Genomic DNA, 23017 nt, shown 5'->3' with positions numbered 1-23017 from the left:
GGGCGGGCGGGGCCGTCCACAGGGGGTGTGCGGGGTGCCGCCCGGCCAGGCGGATCTCCTATCGTTAGGACATGCCTCGATTCCGCTCGATCCTCGACACCATGCCGGCCTACAAGCCGGGCAAGGCCGTGGTCTCCCCGGACGGCCGGTCCTACAAGCTGTCCTCCAACGAGAGCCCCTTCGGACCCCTGCCGTCGGTGGTGGAGGCGATCGCGCGGGCGGCCACGGAGGTCCACCGCTATCCCGATCCCGGCGCGGTCCGGCTCACCGAGACGCTCGCGGAGCGGTTCGGCGTGCCGTACGACCACGTCGCGCTGGGCGCCGGATCGGTGGCGGTCGCCCAGCAGATCCTGGAGGCGGTCGGCGAGCCCGGTGCCGACGTGGTGTACGCCTGGCGCTCGTTCGAGGCCTACCCGCTGCTGGTCGGCCTCTCGGGCGCCAACTCGGTCGAGGTGCCGCTGCGCGACGAGACGCACGACCTCGACGCCATGGCCGACGCCATCACGCCGGAGACGCGCCTGGTCTTCGTGTGCAACCCCAACAACCCGACCGGCACGGTGAACCGGGCCGACGAGCTCACGCGGTTCCTCGACCGCGTGCCCGAGAACGTCACCGTCGTCCTCGACGAGGCCTACCGGGAGTACGTCAGGGACGCGGACGTGCCGGACGGCCTCACGCTCTACCGCGAGCGCCCCAACGTCGCCGTCCTGCGCACGTTCTCCAAGGCGTACGGCCTGGCGGGGCTGCGGGTCGGCTACCTGATCGGGCACGAGCCGGTGGCCGCCGCGGTCCGCAAGACGCTGCTGCCCTTCGCGGTCAACCACCTCGCCCAGGCCGCCGCGATCGCGTCCCTGCAGGCCGAGGATGAGTTGCAGGAGCGGGTCGAGACCGTGATCAAGGAGCGCACCCGTGTCAGGGAGGCGCTGCTGTCGCAGGGCTGGACCGTCCCGCCCACCGAGGCCAACTTCGTCTGGCTGCGCCTCGGCGAGCGCACGATGGAGTTCGCCGGGAAGTGCGCGGCCGCGGGCGTCGCCGTGCGTCCGTTCGACGGGGAGGGGGCCCGGATCTCCATCGGCGACCGCGAGGCCAACGACGTCTTCCTCGCCGCCGCCGAGACGTTCCGGCAGGCTTCCTAGCGGGCCGGATACCACTGAATGAGCTCGTCCGTTATCCGCCCTGTGCGGTCGAGGCCGGCTCCATGCGTGACCAGGATCCGGGCCGCCACGCTCTCGCGATCGCGGATGAGCCCGAGCAGGATGTGCTCGGTTCCGATGTGGTCGAGGCCGCGCTGCACGGACTCCTGGTTCGACGCGTGAAGGACCTCGCCGGCCGCCGGGGTTAACAGAAGGAACCCCGGCGTGGCGGACCGGCCATGGCAGACGATCTTCGGCAGTGTCGGTGAACCCATCCGGGCCCTGTCGTGATCAGGGTGCGGCCATGACGGTAGTGGATCTCTGTGAATTCCGCAGGCGGCCGCCCGCGCAACTGCCCGCCCCCGGCTTCCGCGAGAAGCTCTCACATTTCCCCCTGCGAATATCGCGGGACAATCCGCGGATCGCAGCGAAATCAATTGCCTGATTCGGTCGCCGCCGCGAATTGCCGGTTTCGCTCGCGCGCTTCATCGAACCGGCTCGATTTCACGGTTCGGAGGCCGGCTGGGACGCCGTGACGCGCCCTGGGACCGCGGCGGTCTCCTCCCCCGACGGCGTCGCGGTCCGGCCACGGCGTTCGGTGGAGACCACGAGCGCGACCCCCACCACGATCAGGGCTCCCGCCACGAGCATGGCCGCGGTGACCGGTTCTGCCAGGACCGCCATCCCGAGGATCACCGCCACCACCGGATTCACGTACGCGTAGGTGGACACGAGCGAGATCGGCGCGTGGCCGAGCAGCCAGATGTAGGAGGTGAAGCCCACCAGGGAGCCCACCAGCACCAGGTAGGCCAGGGCCGCCCACGACTGCCAGCTCACCGCGCCGACGTGCAGCCGCTCGCCCTGCACGAGGCCCATGACCAGCAGCGCGCAGCCGCCCACCGCCATCTCGACCGTGCTGGCCACGAAGGGGTTGGCCGGCATCGGGATCCGCGGCGAGATGAACGATCCCACCGACCACGACAGCGAGCCCAGCAGCACCACGGTGATGCCCACGCCGTTGCCGGACGCGCCGCCGCCCCGGAGCGAGAGGAAGGCGACTCCGGCGAAGCCCACCAGCACGCCGGCCAGCGTCAGCACGTGCGGCCGGTCCCTGAAGACCGTCCTGAGCACGATCAGCCACAGCGGGGTCGAGGCGACGAGCAGCGCGGCCAGTCCGCTGGAGATGTGCTGCTCGGCCACGGCGACCATGCCGTTGCCTCCGGCGAGAAGCAGGAGCCCGACCAGCGCGGCGCTCCCGAACTCCCTCCACCGCATGCGGACCGGCACGGCCCTGACAAGCAGGACCGCGCCGAGAACCAGCGCCGCCGCGACGAAACGGAGCCCACCACTCGTCATCGGCGGAAGGGTCTGGATGGCGATCGCGATGCCGAGGTACGTCGAGCCCCACACCACGTACACGGCCGCCAGCGCCAACCACACCCGTGCGTCATGACCGTTTCGTTCCATGGGTCATGACAATAGACCGTCGCTTCTGGACGGTGATTACCGGTTCAGCTTCTCCACGATCAGCCGGTAGAGCTGTCGCGGCCGGCCCGGCTGGGGGGTGCGGTTGGGCGGAAGCGGCCACGCGAGTCCCTCGTCAACCAGCGTGCGCAGCAACCGCCTGGCCGTGCGCGGGGTGACTCCGAGCATGCGCCCGGCGCCCTCCGCGTCCACGACCGTGTCCCCACCCTCCAGCTTGGCGGCCAGGCGCGCCAGCACCTCGACCCCCTTGGGCTTGACCGGCCCACCCGGCTGGGGTGGCATGCGGGGCGGCGGCACCAGCGCGCGGCCCTCCCGGTCCACCGCGAAGCCCTGCGGCTGCTTGCCGCCCTGGGTGCGGGCGAGCGCGCCCCTCGCGTGCGTCTCGGCCTCGTGCGTGGTGCGGCCCATCCCCACACCCACCTCGACGGCCAGGCCCAGTTCCTCGCGGATCCGCGCGGCGAACGGCAGCACCCGGAACCCGTCCGTGGCCGTCGCGATCGAGCCCTTCGTCGCCACCACGAGGTAGCTGTGGTCGTCGATCGGCCACACGCTCGCGTTGATCCGGTTGGCCTCCTGCACCAGCAGGCGGTGCAGCGACAGCCGCAGCTCGTCGCGCCAGTAGCGCGGCGCGGCCCGCCGCACCGGCTCGCGCAGCGTCGGCACCTCGACCAGCACGACCGTGAGCTGCGACTCCTCCAGCCGGTGGCGGGCGCCGAGCAGCGACGCCGTGTGCAGTGCCGTACGGACGGCCGCGGAGGTCGGCCGGATCGGCACCACCGGCACCCCGGCGGCGGACAGCCGGTCGGCCACGCCCTGGACGCACGTGAGCGCGCCCGTCGTGGCTCCTTGGCGGAACAGCCGCTCGTGAAAGGCCGTGATCGTGCCGACCGGGCCCGGCTCGTCTCGGCTGTGCACCTCGCCCGAGGAGAGGTTGAGGTCCATGTACGCCTCGTCGATGTCCGGCCGCCCGAGCACGTCGAGGCTCACCCGGCGCGGATCGATCCTCTCGTCCAGCGCGGCCCGCGCGATCGCCGCCACGAGCGCGGCCCCGCCGAGCTGCACGTGCGTGGCGGGCATCGTCAGCACGCCGGCCCGGCGGGCGAGCTCGAAAGGCACCGGACTCGCGAACAGGCACGCGTCCACACCCGGACCGAGCCGGGTCACCTTGTCCGCCGCCTCCTGTTCGTCCCGGTACGCGGCGGCGACCAGCCGGCAGGGCACCGGGGCAGCCGAGTGCCCCATGAGCATCACCCGCTCGACCAGATCGTGCGACCCCACCACACCGATGGTGAGGTCGGGTGTCACCGTGCCCAGACGTGACCCGCGCGGAGTGTCTTCCGTGCGCTCGACCAATGTTCGTCCCATCCCACGTCGCCCTCGTTGTTGTGGCTTCTCTTTGGAACGATCGCTGGTTAAGGCCGTAATGTCACGCCCAGATTTGCCGGAATACCATTCTGGGTGGTCTCGGCTGTTCCGTAAATCGGAAGATCCCCGCTGCTCAGGGCATTAGTAAAGGTTTCCGGACTCAGCCCTCGTCCGAAGTGGAAATTTCACGCACCACATCTGCGCCGAGTGCCTGCATACGCTGCGCGAGCGCGGCGTGACCGCGGTCGATGAGATATCCGGACCCGATCGTGGTCTCGCCCTCCGCCGCGAGACCGGCGAGCACGAGCGCGATTCCCGACCGCAGATCGTGCGCCGTCACCTCGGTGCCGTGCAGCGGCGTCGGACCGTGCACGACCGCCCGGCTGCCCTCGACCTCGACGTTCGCCCCCATCTTGTTCAGCTCGCCCGCGAGCGCGAAGCGGCCGTCGAAGATGCGCTCGTGGATGTAGCTGGAGCCCTCCGCGAGGCAGGCCACGGTCATCAGCGGCGACTGCAGGTCGGTCGCGAAGCCGGGGTAGGTGTCGGTGATGACGTTGATCGGGCGCAGCGGGCGGTTGCGGCGGACCTGGAGCACCGCGCCGTGGTTCTCGAACTCGACGCCCATCTGCTCCAGCTTCCACCGGACCACGCCGAGGTGCTCCAGCGAGGCGCCGACCAGGCTGACCTCGCCTCCGGTGATCGCCGCGGCCATCGCGAACACGCCCGCGTCGAGCCGGTCGGGCATGACCGTGTGCTCCACCGCGGTCAGCTCGTCCACGCCCTCGACCGTGATGAACCCCGTGCCGCCGCCGCGGATGCGCGCGCCCATCCGGGTCAGCATCGCGATGACGTCGAGCACCTCGGGTTCGAGGGCGGCGTTCTCGATGACGGTGGTGCCCCGCGCCAGCGAGGCGGCCATGATCAGGTTCTCGGTGCCGGTGTGCGACGGGGTGTCGAGGTACAGCGGGGCGCCGATCAGACCGCCGGCCTTGATGTGGATGACGGCCTCGCCCTCGTCCACCATCGCGCCCAGGCGCTTGTAGCCCAGGTAGTGGAAGTCGAGGTTACGGCTGCCGAGGTTGCACCCGCCGATGCCCTCGATGATCGCCTCGCCGAGGCGGTGGAGCAGCGCGGGGACGAACAGCACCGATCCCCGGAAACGACGGGCGATCTCCGCGGGCAGGACCGGGCTGGTCAGGCGGGAGGCGTCGATGACGAGCGTCCGCTCGCTCTCGTGGAACTCCACCTTCGCGCCCACGGCCTGGGCGAGCTCGACCGCCCGGCGCACGTCCTCGATGACGGGCACGTTGCGGAGCACCGTGCGGCCCTCGGCCGCGAGCAACGCCGCCCCGATCATGGGCAGTACGGCGTTCTTCGCGCCCTGGATGAAGGCGGTTCCACGCAGTACGTTGCCACCGCGCACGCGGTAACTGACCATGAGTTGCTCCTATTTCGGGGGAAGGGTGGGGGACTCCCGTCAGCCGGCAGCCGGGTCGTCGGCGAGGACGATCGGCCTAGAGTAGCCGCTGTTCCAGGAGTTTCGGGGAGGAACTACCCCCAGAACGCGTGGGGGAACGGGTCACTTGAGACTACTTGTGTGACCTGTGTGATTCAGCCGCGGAAGCGCTCGCCGGTCAGCCGCTCGTACGCCTCGACGTAGCGGCTGCGGGTGCGCTCGACGATCTCGTCGGGCAGCGGCGGGGGCGCCTCGCCGGACGACCTGTCCCAGCCCGACTCGGGGGACAGCAGCCAGTCCCTGACGAACTGCTTGTCGAACGACGGCTGGGAGCGGCCCGGCTCCCACTGGTCCAGCGGCCAGAAGCGGGAGGAGTCGGGCGTCAGCACCTCGTCGCCCAGGGTCAGCACGCCGTCGGCGTCCCAGCCCAGCTCGATCTTCGTGTCGGCCAGGATGATGCCACGTTCCAAAGCGATCTCGGCCCCGCGGCTGTAGACGTCGAGGGTGATCCGGCGCAGCCGTTCGGCCACGTCCTCGCCCACCTCCGCCGCGACCTCCTGGTACGTCATGGGCTCGTCGTGCTCGCCCATGGGGGCCTTGGACGACGGCGTGAAGATCGGCTCGGGCAGCCGGGACCCGTCGGTGAGCCCTTCCTGGAGCCGCACGCCGGAGACGACGCCCTCCCTGCGGTAGTCCACCAGTCCGGAGCCGGTGAGGTAGCCGCGGGCCACGCACTCCACCGGCACCATCCGCAGCCTGCGGCACAGCACTCCGCGGCCGGCGAACTCCGCCGGGACGTCGGTCGAGACCACGTGGTTGGGGACCACGTCCTTGAGCTGCTCGAACCACCACAGCGACAGCCGGGTGAGGATCTCCCCCTTGTCGGGGATGCCGGGTTCGAGCACGTAGTCGAAGGCCGAGATGCGGTCGGACGCGACCATCAGCAGCAGCCCGTCGGGGGTCTCGTAGAGGTCGCGTACCTTGCCGGAGTGCAGGTGCTTCACCGTTCCATCTTCCCAGCTCTCCCGCGCGCCCGAAGCAGGGGGAGAGCCGGGCGTCAGGAGGCCTCGGGAGGCGTCAGGAGGAGGCAGCGGCCAGGGCGATGTCGGACCGGTGATGGGAGCCGCGCATCGTGATCCGCTCCAGCGCCTCGTAGGCCCGAGCCCTGGCCTGGGCGACGTCGGCGCCCGTGCCGACCACGTTGAGCACCCGCCCGCCGTTCGACACGAGCCGGTTGTTCCCGTCGAGAGCCGTGCCCGCGTGCAGCACGTACGCGTCCTCGACCGTCACGGGAAGCCCCGCGATCGGGTCGCCCTTCACCGGGTCGGCCGGGTAGTTCTCCGCGGCGAGCACCACGGTCACGGCGGCGCCGTCGCGCCACCGCAGCGGCGGGTGCCCGGCGAGCGCGCCGGTCGCGCACGCGAGCAGCAGCTCTCCCAGGGGGGTCTCCAGCCGGTCGAGCACGACCTGGGTCTCCGGGTCGCCGAACCGCGCGTTGAACTCGATCACCCGGGGGCCGTCCGCGGTCAGCGCCAGCCCGGCGTACAGCACTCCCGTGTACGGCGTGCCGCGCCGCGCCATCTCGGCCACGGTCGGGCGCACGATCTCGGCCATCACCTGCTCGGACAGGCCCTCCGGCGCCCACGACAGCGGGGTGTACGCCCCCATGCCGCCGGTGTTGGGGCCCTTGTCGCCGTCGTAGGCCCGCTTGAAGTCCTGGGCAGGCTGGAGCGCCACGGCGCTCGTCCCGTCGCACAGCGCGAACAGCGACACCTCGGGGCCGTCGAGGTACTCCTCGATGACGACCCGCTCGCAGGCCCTGGCGTGCTCCAGGGCCTCCTCGCGGCTGTCGGTCACGACCACGCCCTTGCCGGCGGCCAGACCGTCGTCCTTCACGACGTACGGCGCGCCGAACGCGTCGAGCGCCGCCGCGGCCTCCTCCTCCGTGGTGCAGGTGTACGCGCGGGCGGTCGGCACTCCGGCGGCGGTCATCACGTCCTTCGCGAACGCCTTGGACCCCTCGACCTGCGCCGCCTGCGCCGACGGGCCGAAGCAGGCGATCCCCGCGGCCCTGACGGCGTCGGCGACGCCGGCGACCAGCGGCGCCTCGGGGCCGATCACGACGAGGTCGGCGCCCAGCCGCTCGGCGAGCGCGGTCACGGCCGCCCCGTCGGTCGGCGTGACCTGGTGCAGGGTGGCCACTTCGGCGATGCCGGCGTTGCCGGGGGCGCAGTGGACCTCTACGACGGCGGGGTCGAGCCGCAGGGCCCGGCACAGAGCGTGCTCACGACCCCCGGAACCGATGACAAGTACGCGCACCCGACCATTGTCGCAGCGGTCGGCCGCCTCCCGTTCTCAGGCGTGGGCGAGCGCCCGGGTGGAGCCGTCGAGGATGTCACGCCGGGAGGACCTCGACCGGCACAACGCGACGCCGCGGCGTCTTCCGCCGGCTGGCGACGCGGAGCATGCCGATCTGCCCTGTTGGGGTGGGGATACACATCGATGGCTAGTTTGTGTGGACTGTTTTTGGCAAGAAGTGCATGATCGGTGGGACTTGACGCCGCTACCCTGGAACAGGTGTCCAACGGCCGTGTGGTAGGTTAGATAGGCTTCGCGCTGTCTCGTGGCGATTGGAGGTGGTCTGGGATGAATTCTGGTGATCCCGTCAGTACGTGCTCGCGCACGTACGTCGTGCGCATTCCCGACCACTCCGAAACTGAAGCCCGAGGGGCAGCTCACGCCTTTATGAAGGGGTGACATCACGTCGCGCGTAGAGCGTGCCGGCTCGGGCGGGAAGGGACCGCCATGCGCTCCTCTCTGCTCTTTCCCCGCATCAACAGGCACACCCGCGTGATGTCCACGCACCTCGGCGCCGCGTCGATGAACGCGGAGACGATCGTCCGCTGCGTGCCGCCGAGCAACTCCCTCGTCGAGTTCGGCGCGTACATCGGCGGCAAGAAGGTCGACGCCGGCGGCATCCCCGAGGCCGTGCGCCTGGTCCGCGAGCACAACGAGGCCAACGAGGTGCCCGACGCGTACGTCTGGGTCGGTCTGCACGAGCCCGCCGCTCCCGAGGTCGAGTGGCTCGCCGAGGTGTTCGGCCTGCACCCGCTCGCCGTCGAGGACGCCATCAAGGCCCACCAGCGGCCCAAGGTCGAGCGGTACGGCGACTCGCTGTTCGTGGTGCTCAAGACCGTCGCGTTCCTCGACCACGAGGTGTCGACGGCGAGCAGTGAGATCATCGGCACCGGCGAGATCATGGTGTTCGTCGGGCCCGACTTCGTCGTGACCGTACGGCACGGGCGGCACTGTCCGCTCGGCGACGTCCGCGAGAAGCTGGAGTCGAAGCCCAAGCTGGTCGGCCGCGGCCCCACGGGCGTCCTGCACGCCATCGCCGACCACGTCGTGGACAAGTACCTGCAGGTCGCCGACCTCATGCAGGCCGAGCTCGAAGAGGTCGAGGCGGCCGTCTTCGCGGAGGTCAGCTCCCGCGACATCAACAGGATCTACCAGCTCAAGCGCGAGATGCTGGAGCTCAAGCGCGCCGTCGGACCGCTCCAGACCCCCTTCAACGCCCTTCCCCAGCGGCGCAGCATCCCCTCCGAGATGCGTGAGTACTTCCGCGACGTCGGCGACCACCTGTCCCGCGTGTGCGAGCAGGTCCAGGCGTCCAACGAGCTGTCCGACTCGATCCTCCAGGCCGCCCTGGCGCGCTCCAACGCCCTCGCCAACGAGGACATGCGCAAGATCTCCTCCTGGGTGGCGATCATCTCGGTCCCCACGATGATCGCCGGCATCTACGGCATGAACTTCGAGCACATGCCGGAGATCAAGTCCGTGTACGGCTACCCCATCGTGATCGGCGTGATGGTCGTCGCCTGCACGCTTCTGCACCGCGCCTTCCGCCGCAACGGCTGGCTCTGACCGCCCTTCCCCCCGGGACGCCGCCGCACGCGCGTCCCGGCGGGCGTCACCTGCTCGCCGGGACACGCGTGTGCCGGATCAGGCGGCGCGGCCGGCCTTCAGCAAGGCCGCGGTGCCGACGACGCGGCGGGCCTGGTGACGGGCCGCCTGCAAGGACACCTCGCCGGGTGAGCCGTCGCCGGCCACATGCGAGGCGCCGTAGGGATTGCCCGACTGGAACTGGATGGGGTCGGTGTAGCCGGGGGGCACGATGATGCCGCCCCAGTGGTAGAAGGTGTTCCCCAGCGCCAGGAGGGTGGATTCCTGTCCGCCGTGGGCGGTGTTGGAGGCGGTGAAGGCCGAGTACACCTTGTCCGCGAGCTTGCCCTGATACCACAGGGGGCCGGTGGTGTCGATGAACGCCCTGAGCTGGCCGGCCGGGTTGCCGAAGCGGGTGGGGGCCCCGAACAGCACGGCGTCGGCCCAGACCAGGTCGTCGAGGCCGGCCTCGGCGACGTCGGCGGTGTCCTGGAGGTGCGCGGCCCACTCCGGCCTGGAGTTGACGGCTTCCGGTGGTGCCGTTTCCGCGACCTTGCGCAGTCGCACGTGCGCGCCGGCCTTCTCCGCGCCCTCGGCGGCGGCCTGCGCCAAGGCGTGCACGGTGCCCGTGGCACTGTAGTAGACGATCGCGACGTTCACGGGTTCCATGATCGGTTTCCTTCCTCAGGGGTGGTCTCAGCGGTACGACGACACACCCCCTCGGGATGTGAGGCGACGCCGAGACCTCCCGGTGCCTGCCGGTGTCTGGACCTGACAGTTCGGTGGGATGTCTCGTCGAACCGAGTGAGGACGGATGCGACCAAGGGGGCCGGCGACACCATGACCAACCAATTCGGGCCGGGAGGCGACCGGCTCGACCCGAGCCTGAGCGTGATCATGAGCGAGCGGCGCCGGTTGATCAACCTCGCCTATCGGCTCCTCGGCTCCCTGGCCGACGCCGAGGACGTCGTGCAGGAGACCTACGCCCGCTGGTACGCCATGTCGAGGCAGCGGCAGGAGGCCGTCGAGTCCCCCGGCGCCTGGCTGACGACGGTCGCCAGTCGCATCTGCCTCGACCTGCTCGGGTCGGCGCGGGCCCGGCGGGAGCGCTACGTGGGCGAATGGATCCCGGAGCCGCTGCCCGAGCCCGCGGAGTGGATCGACGGGGGGCCGGGCGGTGCGGCGGCCGATCCGGCCGACCGGGTCACCCTGGACGAGTCGGTCAGCATGGCCTTCCTCGTCGTGCTCGATTCGATGACCCCGGCCGAGCGCGTCGCGTTCGTCCTGCACGACGTCTTCCGCTACTCCTTCACCGAAGTCGCCGAGATCGTCGGCCGCACCCCGGCGGCGTGCCGCCAGCTGGCCTCCTCGGCGCGCCGCCGCATCCGCGACTCACAGGCTCCCGCGACCTCGGCGGCCCGGCGGGCCGGGATCGTGAGGGACTTCAAGCAGGCGTGGGAAGCCAAGGACATCGACGCCCTCATCGGCCTTCTCGCCCCCGACGCCACCGCGGCCGGCGACGGCGGCGGGCTCGTCGGCGCCGAGCCCCGTCCGGTCCGAGGCGCCGAGCAGATCGCGCGCTTCTTCGCGGACCGGGCCAGTGCGGTGCCCGGTGTGACGCTCCTGGAATGCACGGTCAACGGCCAGCCCGGTCTGGTGGCCCGGCAGGACGGTGTCATCGTGTCGGTGATGGCGTTCGACGTCGCAGGCGACCGGATCACGCACATCTGGGCGGTGCTCAACCCCGACAAGCTCCGGCCGTGGGCGACGGGCTGACCACCGGGGCACTCGCTTCGGACGCGTACGCTTCGCAACCGGAATCATGAGCAATCAGTCATTGCGATATGTCAAATGATGTTGTTAGGTGGGGGAAGCGGGCCGCTCGACACATCGACCGTTTCCACTCTCACAGGAGCGTGTCATGACAGAGGCGACACCCCGGCTGGCGACTTATCCCCTTACTCGGGAACGTGCCTTCGATCCACCGGACGAACTGGCACGCCGCCGCGCCGAGGCGCCGATCCAGCGGATGACGTACGCGGACGGGCACGAGGGCTGGCTGGTGACCGGTTACGCCGAGTCCCGCGCGATCCTGGCCGACAACCGCTTCAGCACCCGCCCCGAACTGCTGCACTCGCCGATCCCCCAGCGCGGGGAGTTCCGCGGTGAGCCGCTGACGCCGGGGTTCTTCCTCCGCATGGACGCCCCCGCGCACACCCGCTACCGCCGCCTGCTGACCGGGCAGTTCACCGTGAGGCGGATGAAGCAGCTCGAACCGCGGATCCAGGAGATCACCGAGAGCCGCCTCGACGCCATGGAACGCGAGGGCGCCCCCGCCGACCTCGTCGAGTCCTTCGCGCTCCCCATCCCCTCACTGGTGATCTGCGAACTGCTCGGCGTGCCGTACGAGGACCGGGAGAAGTTCCAGCGTGACTCGGCGGTGCTGCTGAACCTGAGCTCGTCGATGGAGGACATCCGGGCCGCGGTGGGGGATCTGTTCTCCTATCTGCACGGTCTCGTGACGACTAAGGCGAAGGAACCCGCCGACGACATCCTGAGCGGCCTGGTCGCGGGTGGGGAGCTGACGACCGAGGAGATCGCCGGCGTGGGGCTGCTGCTGCTCATCGCGGGTCATGAGACGACCGCCAACATGCTCGGCCTCGGCACGTTCGCGCTGCTGACGAACCCGGACCAGCTCGCCGTCGTGCGGGACGACCCGGCCGCCGTCGAGAACGCGGTGGAGGAACTGCTGCGCTACCTCAGCATCGTGCACATCGGCCCGACCCGTACGGCCCTGGAGGACGTGGAGGTCGGCGGCGCCCTGATCAGGGCCGGTGAGTCGGTGACGCTGTCCATCGGCGCGGCGAACCGGGACCCCGAACGGTTCGAGGGCGGCGACGCCCTCGACGTGACCCGGTCGGCGCACGGGCACCTGAGCTTCGGCCACGGCATCCACCAGTGCCTGGGTCAGCAGCTCGCCCGGATCGAGATGCGCATCGCCTACCCCGCCCTGCTGCGCCGCTTCCCCAACCTGCGCCTGGCCGTGCCGGCGTGGGATGTTCCGCTGCGGTCCAACATGGCGATCTACGGTGTGCACCGTCTGCCGGTACTGTGGTGAGGAAAGTCACTGGGGGAACGATGAAGATCAAGGCGGACACCGGACGGTGTATCGGTGCGGGGATGTGCGTGCTCACGCTGCCCCAGGTGTTCGACCAGAGCGAGGATGACGGGACGGTCGTGGTGCTCGACGCCGAGCCTTCGGCCGACCTCGCGCCCGCCGTGAACAGGGCCGTACAGCTCTGCCCGTCCGGCGCGCTGTCCGTGGAGGAGTGAGTCCGCACGGGCCGTGCGACGGCGACACGCTGGGCCGGGTGACGCTCAGCTACTTGACGGGCACGGTCTGATCGGCTTGGCTGGTAGTCGGCTGTGAAAGCCATTCTTGTGGGTGACCCTGGAGCCCCGCCCCGGTGGTTGGAGAAACCGCCTCCGGGCGGGGCTCTTCCCTTGTGCGACTGCGTCTCTGCAAGGAGAGGAGCGGGCTTCGCGCGGATGTCCCGACGACCGGGCGAACGTTCGGTTCAGGCTCCCACAGGGCGGAGCGGGGTCACCGGGTCGGGCAGCGGCAGGCCGCGGGACTTCCAGAGGCGGCGCATGCGGTCGGGGTAGTCGGTGACGATCCCGGTCACCCCCATGTCGATCAGCCGGGCGGCCTCGTCGGGCTCGTTGACCGTCCACACCACGACCGGCAGTCCCTGCCGGGCCGCCCCGGTCATCAGCGCCTCGTCGACGAGCACGCGGTCGGGGGACAGCGTCGTCGCCCCCACCCTCGCGGCCGCCGCCGCGAGGTCGCCGCCGACCTCGCCGAGGCGGATGCCGTTCATCCAGGCGGGGGTCATGGTGTCGCGCTCGACCAGGGCGTACCGCCGCTCGACCATCGGCCTGGCGATCTCCAGGATGCGCCAGTCGAAGCTGAGCAGGGCCGCCCTCGACAACCGGTCGTGCCGGTCGAGCTCGTGGACGACCTCCTCGACGAAGCGGCGCGGGTCGGCGCACAGGTCGGGCCGGGTGGGATCGGACTTCAGCTCGACGTGGAGGCGCACGTGATCGGCGCCGAGGGCGCCGATCAGGCCGAGCACCGCCCCGAGCGTCGGCATCCGGGTGTCCGGCAGCGGCACCTGCGTGAGCGCGAAGCGGTCGTCCGGCCGCTCGGGCAGCCGTACGCCGACGTCGAGGGTGCGCAGCTGAGGGAGCGTGAGCGCGATGATCGGCTTGCCGACGTAGGGGAACATCTCGTCCCCCGGGACGGCCATGCCCGTGTCGGCGCTGGTCACCGCGGACACGTGCAGGTCGTGGGTGAGCACGAGCTGCCCGTCCGCGGACATGGCGACGTCGAACTCGAGTGCGTCGACCCCCAGCTCCAGCGCGAAGGCCAGGCCGGGCAGGGTGTTCTCGGGCCTCAGGCCCCGCGCTCCACGGTGCCCGTGCAGCTCAACGTTTCCATGCACAGCGGCGTACCTTACCGCCTCGCCCGTCCGCGGCCCGGAACCCTCCGGTTCCGGGCGCGTACGCAACTAATCATCAGATAAGGGAGCGGATCTGGATGGTCTGGGTGCGGCCCGGGCCGACGCCGATGGCCGAGATCGGGGCGCCGCTCATCTCCTCCAGCGCCCTGACGTAGGACTGCGCGTTCGGCGGCAGGTCCTCGAACGTCTTGGCGCTGGTGATGTCCTCCTGCCAGCCGGGCAGCTCCTCGTAGATCGGCGTGGCGTGGTGGAACTCGGTCTGCGTCATGGGGATCTCGTCGTGGCGGACGCCGTCGACGTCGTACGCCACGCAGACAGGGATCCGCTCCAGCCCGGACAGCACGTCGAGCTTGGTCAGGAAGAAGTCGGTCACGCCGTTGATCCGGGTGGCGTACCGCGCGATGACCGCGTCGAACCAGCCGCAGCGGCGGTTGCGGCCGGTGGTCACGCCGTACTCGCCGCCGGTCTGACGCAGCCAGTCGCCCTGCTCGTCCAGCAGCTCGGTCGGGAACGGCCCCGATCCCACGCGCGTGGTGTACGCCTTGAGGATGCCGATGATCCTGGTCAGGCGGGTCGGCGGGATGCCGGAACCGGCGCAGGCGCCGCCCGAGGTGGGGGAGCTGGAGGTCACGAAGGGGTAGGTGCCGTGGTCGATGTCGAGCAGTGTGCCCTGCCCGCCCTCCAGCAGCACGACCTTGTCCTGGTCGAGCGCCTGCGAGAGCACGAGCGAGGTGTCGGCGATGTGGGGGCGCAGCCGCTCGGCGTAGCCGAGGTACTCCTCCAGCACCTTCGCCGGGTCGAGCCCACGGCGGTTGTAGATCTTGGTGAGGATCTGGTTCTTCTCGCCCACCGCGGCCTCGATCTTCTTGCCGAGGATGCCGGGGTCGAGCAGGTCCTGGACCCGGATGCCCATGCGGTAGATCTTGTCGCCGTACGCCGGGCCGATGCCGCGGCCCGTCGTGCCGATCTTGGCCTTGCCGAGGAAACGCTCGCTGACCTTGTCGATGGCCTTGTGCTGGGGCATGATCAGGTGCGCGTTGGCCGAGATCAGCAGCCGGTCGCAGGAGATGCCCCGCTCGGCCAGCCCGTCGATCTCGCTGAGCAGCACGCCCGGGTCGACGACCACGCCGTTGCCGATCACCGGCACCACGTCGGGCGACAGCACTCCCGTCGGCAGCAGGTGCAACGCGTACTTCTGGTCGCCGATGACGACGGTGTGGCCCGCGTTGTTGCCACCCTGGTAACGGACGACGTAGTCGACGTCACCGCCCAGCAGGTCGGTGGCCTTCCCCTTGCCCTCATCGCCCCACTGGGCGCCAACGAGAACGACAGCCGGCATTGGTTCTACTCCCGCACCAAGACGAAAGCCCCTGACGCAAGCGCGGCAGGGGCCTCTTGCACACAGAGACTACCTGAGGGGCATGCGGACGGTGAACGGAGTCTTAAGTCGCGAGACGGGCACGCCGTTCCGCGTACGACCCCCTGTGCGGCCCTGTTCAGGTGGTTCGTCCGGGTGGTCGTCCAGGGGTCGTTCAGGAGTTCGCGGTGAGCGCCTCCGCTGCCGCCGGGCTGCTGTCACGCAGGAACTGGGCGCAGCGCTCGGCCTCGTCCTTCTCGCCGATGGCGTTCGCGGCCCGGGCGAGGGCGTTCAGGCAACGCAGGAACCCCTGGTTCGGCTCGTGCTCCCAGGGGATCGGCCCGTGGCCCTTCCAACCGGCCCGGCGGAGCTGGTCGAGCCCCCGGTGGTAGCCGGTACGCGCGAAGGCGTAGGAGGTGACGGCGTGGCCCGCCGCGAAGTAGTCGTCCGCCAGGGCGCCCCAGGCCGCGGAGTAGGCGGGGAAGCGCGCGGCCACGTCGGCCGCCTTGGCGCCCGACTCGAGCATCTGCCGCGCCTCGGGGGTGTCCGGCAGCAAGGTGGGCGGCGGGCCGGCAAGGAGGTTCTCGTGCGATTCCATGGGGACAGTCTTACCTGTCCAAGAGCCGTAGGGGTATGGGCGTCCCGGCGGGAACCGAAGATCGATACAAGAATGGATCTTCGGGTTTCCCGCCGGGCCGTTCCCTTACTTGATCTTGGTGCCCGCGGAGTTGAGCTGCTGGCACGCCTCGACGACGCGCGCGGCCATGCCGGCCTCGGCGGCCTTGCCGTACGCGCGCGGGTCGTAGGCCTTCTTGTTGCCGACCTCGCCGTCGACCTTCAGCACGCCGTCGTAGTTGCGGAACATGTGGTCCACGATCGGACGGGTGAAGGCGTACTGCGTGTCGGTGTCGATGTTCATCTTCACCACGCCGTACGAGATCGCCTCGCGGATCTCCTCCAGGGTGGAGCCGGAGCCGCCGTGGAAGACCAGCGAGAACGGCTTCTCCTTGCCGTACTTGGCGCCGACGGCGTCCTGGATCTCCTTGAGCACGCTCGGGCGCAGCTTGACGTGGCCCGGCTTGTACACGCCGTGGACGTTGCCGAAGGTGGCGGCCACGATGTAGCGGCCACGCTCGCCCAGCCCGAGGGTCTCGGCGACGGCCAGCGCGTCCTCCGGCGTCGTGTAGAGCTTCTCGTTGATCTCGCCGACGATGCCGTCCTCCTCACCGCCGACCACGCCGATCTCGATCTCGAGGACGACCTTGGCGGCCGCGGTCTTGTCGAGCAGCTCGCTGGCGATCTGGAGGTTCTCGTCCAGCGGCACGGCGGAGCCGTCCCACATGTGCGACTGGAACAGCGGGTCCTGGCCGCGCGCGACGCGCTCGGCGGAGATCTCCAGCAGCGGGCGGACGAACGAGCCGAGCTTGTCCTTCGGGCAGTGGTCGGTGTGCAGCGCCACCGTCACCGGGTACTTCTCGGCGACCACACGGGCGAACTCGGCGAACGCCACCGACCCGGTGACCATGTCCTTCACGGTGGTGCCGGAGAGGAACTCCGCGCCACCGGTCGACACCTGGATGATCCCGTCACTTTCCGCCTCCGCGAAGCCGCGCAGCGCGGCGTGCAGGGTCTGCGACGAGGTCACGTTGATCGCCGGGTACGCGAAGCCGCCCGCTTTGGCGCGGTCGAGCATCTCGGCGTAGACCTCTGGAGTCGCGATAGGCATGCGAAGTCATCTCCTTCTGACGGTATGCGGCGTGGCAAGTATCCCGAAGGCCAGGCCGATCGGGAAAGCCGGGTATGTGGGGCACCGGGAAACCCACGGTCATTCCGCGATTCACGGTTTTCCACAGCCCTGCCGCTTCTCAGTCTCATCTCATCCGGGACAGGTAGGCTCGCCCCGTGGACGTGCTCTTGGACCTTCTTGACCCGAAGTGGTGGCTGAGCATGCTCGGCGCCTTCGCGACGATCGGCGTCATCGCCATCGTATTCGCCGAGACGGGGCTGCTCGTCGGGTTCTTCCTGCCCGGTGACTCGCTGCTGGTGACCGCTGGAATTTTCAGCACCGCCGCCGCCGCGCAGGGATTCGGGATCGCGCCTCTGTCCCTGCCCACCCTGCTGATCGGCGCACCGCTGGCGGCGATCGCGGGAGCGCAGTTGGGCCACTTCCTGGGGGCGAAGTTCGGCAGGAAGATGTTCGACAAGCCGGACTCCCGGCTGTTCAAGAGGGAGCACGTCGAGAAGGCGGAGTTCTACTTCGAGAAGTTCGGTCCCGCGAAGGCCGTGGTCGCCGCGCGGTTCATGCCGATCGTGCGCACCTTCATGAACCCGGTGGCCGGCGTGCTGGAGATGGACGCGCGCCGCTTCTTCGTCTGGAACGCCCTCGGCGGTGTCGTCTGGGTCGAGGCCCTGCTGCTGCTCGGCTATTTCCTCGGCAGCAAGGTCGAGGGCATCGACAAATACATCCTTCCCGGGGTCTTCGTCGTCGTCCTTCTCTCGGTGATCCCGATTGTGCGCGAGGTCATGAAGAACCGCCGGGCCGCCACGGCCGCCCCCAAGGGCCGCCACCACGCCCCCCGGTAAAGCCGCCGGCGGCTCGCGCCGGCGGTGGGCCGGCGCCTACGGGGTGTCGGCGGATGACCTGCGGGAAGGTGCTGCCGCACAAGAAGTGACCGGTCAGTACTGAGATATGCCTCACACCCGCTACTCTCCCGATTGTGGGACGCCACAGGTCTGATCCCCTTGGCATCGCCAGACTGGCGCTGGTCGGTCTGGCGGCCGTGCTGCTGCTCGCCGTCATCGTGGTGGGCGCGAGAGCGCTGCTGTCCACGTTCGGCTCGGAGGAGCCCGCCTCCGGCGCGGTCTCCACCCCGTCGGCGCGGCCCTCGCCCGAGCCTTCCGCCGAGCCCTCCACGCCCCGCGTGCCCACCGTCCGCGTGGTCTGCCGGGCCGACCGGTGTCCCGTGTTCGTCCGCGTGCCCGGCGGCGACGTGCTCATCGACCGGGACCTGGCCCGGGGCGAGCAGGCGTCCTACTTCCAGCCCGAACTCGACGTCGTCCTCGACGACGCGAGCACGGTGCAGCTCTTCGAGAACGGAACCGCCAGGTCCCCCGGGCCGGCCGGTGAGCGGCAGGCGTTCAGTGTGAAGCGATCCCCAAATCAGTGAGCGAGTAGGCGGAGCGGTACGGCACGCCGGTCGCGGCCAGCGCCTCGTCGCCGCCCCGGTGCACGATCGTCGCGATGCCCACGACCTGCGCACCGGCCTCGCGCAACGCCTCCACCGCGGTGAGCACGGACCCGCCCGTCGTGGTGGTGTCCTCCACCGCGAGCACCCGGCGTCCGGCGACGTCCGGACCCTCGATCCTGCGCTGCAGGCCGTGAGCCTTGCCCGCCTTGCGCACCACGAACGCGTCGAGCGTGCGGCCACGGGCCGCCGCGGCGTGCAGCATCGACGTCGCCACCGGGTCGGCGCCCAGCGTGAGACCGCCGACCGCCTCGTAGTCCAGGTCCTCGGTGAGGTCCAGCATCACGCGGCCCACCAGCGGCGCCGCCACGCCGTCCAGGGTGATGCGGCGCAGATCGACGTACCAGTCGGCCTCCTTGCCGGAGGACAGCACGACCCGGCCGTGCACGATGCCCTTGTTCTTGATCTCGTCCAGCAGTCTCTCGCGGTCACTCATGAGGCTCAGCGTACGGCCGGTCCCGCCGTGCGGGCCGTACGGGCCGGGTGGCCCGGTGTGGCGTGCGAAGACTACTGAGAGTAAAGAGGCCCCAGCGGTTTAGCCAGGACACGGACTGCGGAATGTATCGCCGTGCAACTCATCGTAATCGCGAGGTCGCAATGCGTAGAGAAGTCCGGCATACCGACATGGAACTGCTTGAGGCCGTGCGGGGAGGCGACACGACGGCCTTCGGGACGCTCTACCGGCGGCACTGGGGCGCCGCGCGATCCCTGGCCCGGCAGGTCGTGCAGAGCGAGGACGCCGTCGAGGACCTCCTCGTCGAGACCTTCGCGAGAATTCTCGACGTGGTGCGGCGGGGCGGTGGGCCCGCCTGCGCGTTCCGGCCCTACCTCCTCGCGTCGGTGCGCCGCTACGCCGCCGCCGGAGTGGTCGACCTGGCCGACGGCGACTCCCTCTATGTGGATCCCGAACTCACGGGGCTGGAGCGCTCGCCGCTCGCCCGGGCGTACCGCTCGCTGCCGGAACGCTGGCGCGCGGTGCTGTGGCACGTGGAGATCGAGGGCGGCAGGCCCGCCGACACGGGCCCGCTGGTCGGCCTGTCGGGCAGGGCCGTGGCCCTTCTCACCCGGAGGGCCCGTCAGGGCCTGCGGGAGGCATACCTGCGGCTGCACCTGGAGAACGGCCCACGTGCCGAGTGCCGGCCGATCCTGTCCATGATCCTGCGCTATGTCGAGAACGGCCTGCCCAAGCAGGAGGCCGGCGCGGTCGACGCCCACGTGGCCGAGTGCATCGACTGCCGGTCGGTCTTCCTCCAGCTCGTCGATCTCACGCAGGAACTGCGGGCCGTCGTCGGCCAGCTCGTCGCCGGGCCGGCCGTGGACGAGTACCTCGCCGACCTCGCCGCCGTGACCGCCACGGGCTCACGGCCGTACGGCGGAGGCAGGACGAGCGGCACGAGCGGGCACGGGCCGAACGGCCGGGCGGGTGGCAGGGCAGGCGGCAGGGTGGGCAGCAGGGCGCGGGCGCGGCTGGAAGCCGTGCGTCATCACATGGGGGCGTTGACGAGCCGCGCGGACCGCCGCATGAGGGGGGCCGTTCGGACCGCCCGGGGCGGAACGGGCCCGGCAGGGCGTGCGCGCGGACGGGCGGACGCGCTGCTGCGCGGGGCGCTCGGCCGGGCCCGCACGACGACCCGGCGCGCGTGCGCGACGGTGAGTGCGGCGCCGGGGGCGATGTACGGCCGTGTGCGGGTGATGACCAGGCGCGTGTTCGCGAAGGTGGGCCCGAAGGCGGGTGGGGTGCCGCGGGTGGCGTTCGCCCGTGCGCGGGCGGCGCTGGCGCGGCTGTCCGCACTGGTGCGGGGCGTGCCGACGCCGCATCGGGCGGTGCTGGGAGGCATCGCCGTGGCCGCCCTGGCGACGGCCGCCTTCCTGCTCGTCGCCCAGCCGACGGGCATGCTCTTCACCGGCAGCTCCGGAGGTCAGGACGGAACGCGGGCCCTGGACCGCCCGCAGCCCGCGGACAGCGCCGCCTCGCGGTCGCGGGCCGCCACCGGCCAGGCCGGATCGGCGGGCACCCCGTCGCCGTACGACCCGCGGAGGCCGAGCGCCCAGGAGTCCCGGACGGCCGTGAGCACCCCGACGCCGGAGACCGCGGACGATCCGGCGGCAGTAAACGGTGCCGACGGGCCGAGCGCGGGCATCGCGCTCGGCATGCCCGAGATCAGCGGCGGGGTCACACCCGGTGCCGATCGGCAGCCGCCGCGAGAGGAGCCCACGGCACGGGATGCCACAGGGCGGGGTGCCACCGCGCGGGAAGACACGGCGCGGGAAGACACGGCGCGGGGCGAACCGGCCCAGGGTGCCGCGGGATCGCTGTCCGGCCGCGGCAGGGCGGGCGAGGATCACCGGAGCCCACGCCGCGACGACGGGCGATCGGCGGCCTCCGGTGTCCGAGGCCCCGCAGGCGGACAGCACGCGGGTGCCGGCCGCGAGACCGGGCGTCTCACGGGTCGCGGGCAGGACGGCGGGGGACAGGCGGGCGGGCGTGTGGTGAGCGAGCCGGATACGACCACCGTCCTCGCCGGTCGGGACCAGGACTCTCGCCACGCGGACGCCTCACGGGCATCGGCCCCCGAGCGGCAGCAGGTGCGAGGCCGGCTCTCCCGGCACCCCTACCAGGAACATCGCGCCCAGGCCTCCGCGCAGAGCGGTGCCCAAAGCAGTGCCCAGACGCGCGTGCAGGGCAGTGCCCAGGGGAGTGGCCAGGGCCGTGCCCAAAGCAGCGCCCGGGCTCGCGCGCAGGCCGGGGCACGGCCGCAGGCGCCGGAGCGGGCCCGTGAGCGCACTGAGTCTCAGGCAGGCCGCCCGGCCACCGATCGCGCCCCCCTCGTGCGGCCAGGAACCGCACAGGGCCGCCCGCAGGCCGGGGAGCGCGGCCGTGAGGCCCGTGAGCATGCCCGATCGGACCGGAGCGACACCGGAGCCCAGAAGGCCGCAGGCGGCGGGAGGAAGGCGAAAGAGGCGCTCGTCGCCGCCGTCGATCCGCTCGGCGCCCTGCTTCGCGGACAGTCCGGGCTCGTCGCCGTACGGCTGCGCAACGCGGGCGACGCGGCCACCGGCGAAGTCACCGCGACGGTGACCCTCCCGCCCGGCGTCCGCTACCTGGGTCAGGACGGGCGCGGAGGCCGCAGCCGCGCGGCGGGCGGCGGTACGCGACAGGGCCACGAGGCGAAGCCGGGCATCGTGGGGCAGGACGGTGCCATACGGGAGGACCGCAAGGCGAGCGACGGCGCCGGTCAGGGGCGCGCGGCGGACGGGCGCACGGAGCGCGCGCGGACGGGAAACGGCGCGGGCGACGGCTGGTCGTGTGAGGCGTTGGGCCGCGTGGCGTCGGGCCAAGTGGTGCGGTGTGTCCGGGGACCGCTCGCCGCCGGCGAGGTGACGGCGATCTTCCTGAAGGTGGCCGTGGCGGCGGACGCGCCCACGGGCCGGGCCTTCACGGTTCGGGTGCGGTCGGGGCGGCTGGAGACCATCGCCGAATCGACCGTGGGGGTGCGCGCCTCGGGTGCGGCCGCGCGCTTCGCCGCGGACGGCCGCCTCCTCGCCCGGGTCGTGGGCAACACGCTTGTGAGCTCCGCCGCGCCGGCCGCTCCCTGCGGAGCCGCCGGGGGCGGCCGGGACCGGGACTCGGGCGTGAGCGTGCCGATCGACCTCGACAGGGACCCCTCGACGCGTACGTCCAGTTGCGCCGATCTCGACCTGCCCGCCGGAGACCAGGTGTTGTGGGCGGGCCTCTACTGGTCGGGCGGCGGCCGGGGGGCGGTTCCCGCGGAGGACATCCGGGTGCGCGCTCCGGGGATGCCGGGATACGCGACCCTGCACGCCGCCGAGGTCGCCCGGCGGAATCTGCCCACCGGGTCCGGTTATCAGGCGTTCGCCGACGTGACCTCTCTCGTCCGCTCGGCGGGTGGAGGCCGCTGGTGGGTCGCGGGCGTCCCGGCGCGTACGGGAACGGTCCGGCACGCGGCCTGGGGCCTGGTGGTGATGGCCGAGGACGCGCGACAGCCGTACACGCGGGCCGTGGTCCTGGACGCCGCGGCGGTCATCGGGAGCGAGGAGAAGTCCCTGCGGCTCCCCCTCGACGGCCTCGCCCCCGGGGGCGCGCCCGCGCGGATCGACCTGATGGTGTGGAACGGCGAGGGGGTCAGGGCGGGGGTCGTCACCATGGGTGATCGCGCTCGCGGGGACCGGGAGGACCGTAGCCGGGAGGGTGTCCTGGACCAAGGAGACGCCGGAGGCGTCGCGGTCGACACGCTTCACGCCCTCCTGGGGCCCCACCCCGCACTCCAGCTCGCCACCCGGCGCGACCCCGTCTTCTTCGGCGTCGCGGTCGTGAGCGCGAGAACGTGGTCTTGACAGCTCCCCTCACTGCGGGGAGAGGAGCCGGCCGTCGCGGGTTCTGCGGCTTCATCGCCGGCCGTCCCCTCGCCCGTTTTTTCCATAACAAATTGGTGGGAGGCGATACCTGGACAAACTGGTACGGTCGGCGTGAACGCTTCCGATCCCAGGGG

General features: G+C 71.1%; 20 protein-coding genes. 8 read left to right on the top strand and 12 right to left on the bottom strand.

All coding sequences use genetic code 11. The annotated features are described in order from the left end of the window. Positions 1-71 precede the first annotated feature (71 nt). Entirely contained in the window at positions 72-1136 is a 1065-nt protein-coding gene (gene hisC / locus FLW16_RS21215; RefSeq protein WP_142561836.1) for a histidinol-phosphate transaminase, read from the top strand. Here hisC and FLW16_RS21210 read toward each other — a convergent pair. The 6 genes from FLW16_RS21210 to purD form a co-directional block, all read right to left on the bottom strand. Next, on the bottom strand, positions 1133-1408 hold the full coding sequence (locus tag FLW16_RS21210) for a Clp protease N-terminal domain-containing protein (RefSeq protein WP_142561835.1): 276 nt from the start codon (positions 1406-1408) through the stop codon (positions 1133-1135). The genes hisC and FLW16_RS21210 overlap by 4 nt on opposite strands. 229 nt (positions 1409-1637) lie before the next feature. Further along, the gene (locus FLW16_RS21205) at positions 1638-2600 is read right to left on the bottom strand and encodes an EamA family transporter (RefSeq protein ID WP_142561834.1); all 963 of its coding nucleotides are present in this window, start codon (positions 2598-2600) and stop codon (positions 1638-1640) included. 36 nt (positions 2601-2636) lie between these two features. Continuing rightward, entirely contained in the window at positions 2637-3881 is a 1245-nt protein-coding gene (locus FLW16_RS21200) for a transcriptional regulator (protein ID WP_185949542.1), read from the bottom strand. A gap of 262 nt (positions 3882-4143) precedes the next feature. Continuing rightward, positions 4144-5421, bottom strand: a complete 1278-nt coding sequence (gene murA / locus FLW16_RS21195; protein WP_142561833.1) for a UDP-N-acetylglucosamine 1-carboxyvinyltransferase — start codon at positions 5419-5421, stop codon at positions 4144-4146. 173 nt (positions 5422-5594) lie between these two features. After that, positions 5595-6443 carry a phosphoribosylaminoimidazolesuccinocarboxamide synthase gene (locus FLW16_RS21190; protein ID WP_142561832.1) on the bottom strand — a complete coding sequence of 283 codons (849 nt, stop codon included), beginning with the start codon at positions 6441-6443 and terminating at the stop codon, positions 5595-5597. A 73-nt stretch (positions 6444-6516) separates the two neighbouring features. Continuing rightward, positions 6517-7758, bottom strand: a complete 1242-nt coding sequence (purD, locus tag FLW16_RS21185; protein ID WP_142561831.1) for a phosphoribosylamine--glycine ligase — start codon at positions 7756-7758, stop codon at positions 6517-6519. A 486-nt stretch (positions 7759-8244) separates the two neighbouring features. On the opposite strand from purD, the gene FLW16_RS21180 reads away from it, so the two are divergent. Continuing rightward, positions 8245-9363: a magnesium and cobalt transport protein CorA gene (locus FLW16_RS21180; protein ID WP_142561830.1), complete on the top strand. Its 1119-nt coding sequence runs from the start codon at positions 8245-8247 to the stop codon at positions 9361-9363. A 78-nt stretch (positions 9364-9441) separates the two neighbouring features. On the opposite strand, the gene wrbA is transcribed toward FLW16_RS21180, so the two are convergent. Further along, the gene (gene wrbA / locus FLW16_RS21175; RefSeq protein WP_142561829.1) at positions 9442-10050 is read right to left on the bottom strand and encodes an NAD(P)H:quinone oxidoreductase; all 609 of its coding nucleotides are present in this window, start codon (positions 10048-10050) and stop codon (positions 9442-9444) included. A 171-nt stretch (positions 10051-10221) separates the two neighbouring features. Between wrbA and sigJ the strand changes: the two genes are divergently transcribed. The 3 genes from sigJ to FLW16_RS21160 all read left to right on the top strand — a co-directional run bounded on the left by sigJ (position 10222) and on the right by FLW16_RS21160 (position 12714). Continuing rightward, the gene (sigJ, locus tag FLW16_RS21170; protein ID WP_142561828.1) at positions 10222-11157 is read left to right on the top strand and encodes an RNA polymerase sigma factor SigJ; all 936 of its coding nucleotides are present in this window, start codon (positions 10222-10224) and stop codon (positions 11155-11157) included. A gap of 145 nt (positions 11158-11302) precedes the next feature. Continuing rightward, positions 11303-12499, top strand: coding sequence for a cytochrome P450 (locus FLW16_RS21165; protein ID WP_142561827.1), 1197 nt, complete (start codon positions 11303-11305; stop codon positions 12497-12499). A gap of 20 nt (positions 12500-12519) precedes the next feature. Further along, positions 12520-12714 (top strand): ferredoxin, encoded by a 195-nt coding sequence (locus tag FLW16_RS21160; RefSeq protein WP_142561826.1) that lies wholly within the window; start codon positions 12520-12522, stop codon positions 12712-12714. Between the two features lie 245 nt (positions 12715-12959). On the opposite strand, the gene FLW16_RS21155 is transcribed toward FLW16_RS21160, so the two are convergent. The 4 genes from FLW16_RS21155 to fbaA form a co-directional block, all read right to left on the bottom strand. Further along, entirely contained in the window at positions 12960-13886 is a 927-nt protein-coding gene (locus FLW16_RS21155; RefSeq protein ID WP_142561825.1) for a glycerophosphodiester phosphodiesterase family protein, read from the bottom strand. 73 nt (positions 13887-13959) lie between these two features. Beyond that, entirely contained in the window at positions 13960-15243 is a 1284-nt protein-coding gene (locus tag FLW16_RS21150; RefSeq protein ID WP_142561824.1) for an adenylosuccinate synthase, read from the bottom strand. Between the two features lie 193 nt (positions 15244-15436). Continuing rightward, the gene (locus FLW16_RS21145) at positions 15437-15859 is read right to left on the bottom strand and encodes a DUF3151 domain-containing protein (RefSeq protein ID WP_142561823.1); all 423 of its coding nucleotides are present in this window, start codon (positions 15857-15859) and stop codon (positions 15437-15439) included. Between the two features lie 105 nt (positions 15860-15964). Next, positions 15965-16987: a class II fructose-bisphosphate aldolase gene (gene fbaA / locus FLW16_RS21140; protein ID WP_142561822.1), complete on the bottom strand. Its 1023-nt coding sequence runs from the start codon at positions 16985-16987 to the stop codon at positions 15965-15967. Between the two features lie 176 nt (positions 16988-17163). Here fbaA and FLW16_RS21135 point away from each other — a divergent pair, with 176 nt between their 5' ends. Together FLW16_RS21135 and FLW16_RS21130 are read left to right on the top strand one after the other, a co-directional pair. Further along, the gene (locus tag FLW16_RS21135) at positions 17164-17844 is read left to right on the top strand and encodes a DedA family protein (protein WP_260615439.1); all 681 of its coding nucleotides are present in this window, start codon (positions 17164-17166) and stop codon (positions 17842-17844) included. 134 nt (positions 17845-17978) lie between these two features. After that, positions 17979-18428, top strand: coding sequence for a hypothetical protein (locus FLW16_RS21130; protein WP_142561821.1), 450 nt, complete (start codon positions 17979-17981; stop codon positions 18426-18428). On the opposite strand, the gene pyrE is transcribed toward FLW16_RS21130, so the two are convergent. Then, complete coding sequence (gene pyrE, locus FLW16_RS21125) at positions 18400-18942, bottom strand: orotate phosphoribosyltransferase (RefSeq protein WP_142561820.1); 543 nt, start codon at positions 18940-18942, stop codon at positions 18400-18402. The genes FLW16_RS21130 and pyrE overlap by 29 nt on opposite strands. 188 nt (positions 18943-19130) lie before the next feature. Between pyrE and FLW16_RS21120 the strand changes: the two genes are divergently transcribed. Beyond that, complete coding sequence (locus tag FLW16_RS21120; RefSeq protein ID WP_185949531.1) at positions 19131-22862, top strand: sigma factor; 3732 nt, start codon at positions 19131-19133, stop codon at positions 22860-22862. Positions 22863-23017: the final 155 nt, after the last annotated feature.

The organism is Microbispora sp. KK1-11, assembly GCF_006874435.1.
Lineage (GTDB): Bacteria > Actinomycetota > Actinomycetes > Streptosporangiales > Streptosporangiaceae > Microbispora > Microbispora catharanthi.
The sequence above is the reverse complement of the archived record's forward strand: the minus strand, read 5'-3'. Positions and strand labels throughout refer to the sequence as shown.

Coding starts and splice junctions, on each gene's coding strand:
- hisC (WP_142561836.1), top strand. CDS start 72: ATGCCTCGATTCCGCTCGATCCTCGACACCATGCCGGCCTACAAGCCG.
- sigJ (WP_142561828.1), top strand. CDS start 10,222: ATGACCAACCAATTCGGGCCGGGAGGCGACCGGCTCGACCCGAGCCTG.
- FLW16_RS21145 (WP_142561823.1), bottom strand. CDS start 15,859: ATGGAATCGCACGAGAACCTCCTTGCCGGCCCGCCGCCCACCTTGCTG.
- pyrE (WP_142561820.1), bottom strand. CDS start 18,942: ATGAGTGACCGCGAGAGACTGCTGGACGAGATCAAGAACAAGGGCATC.
- FLW16_RS21180 (WP_142561830.1), top strand. CDS start 8,245: ATGCGCTCCTCTCTGCTCTTTCCCCGCATCAACAGGCACACCCGCGTG.
- wrbA (WP_142561829.1), bottom strand. CDS start 10,050: ATGGAACCCGTGAACGTCGCGATCGTCTACTACAGTGCCACGGGCACC.
- FLW16_RS21150 (WP_142561824.1), bottom strand. CDS start 15,243: ATGCCGGCTGTCGTTCTCGTTGGCGCCCAGTGGGGCGATGAGGGCAAG.
- fbaA (WP_142561822.1), bottom strand. CDS start 16,987: ATGCCTATCGCGACTCCAGAGGTCTACGCCGAGATGCTCGACCGCGCC.
- FLW16_RS21205 (WP_142561834.1), bottom strand. CDS start 2,600: ATGGAACGAAACGGTCATGACGCACGGGTGTGGTTGGCGCTGGCGGCC.
- FLW16_RS21210 (WP_142561835.1), bottom strand. CDS start 1,408: ATGGGTTCACCGACACTGCCGAAGATCGTCTGCCATGGCCGGTCCGCC.
- FLW16_RS21165 (WP_142561827.1), top strand. CDS start 11,303: ATGACAGAGGCGACACCCCGGCTGGCGACTTATCCCCTTACTCGGGAA.
- FLW16_RS21120 (WP_185949531.1), top strand. CDS start 19,131: ATGGAACTGCTTGAGGCCGTGCGGGGAGGCGACACGACGGCCTTCGGG.
- murA (WP_142561833.1), bottom strand. CDS start 5,421: ATGGTCAGTTACCGCGTGCGCGGTGGCAACGTACTGCGTGGAACCGCC.
- FLW16_RS21160 (WP_142561826.1), top strand. CDS start 12,520: ATGAAGATCAAGGCGGACACCGGACGGTGTATCGGTGCGGGGATGTGC.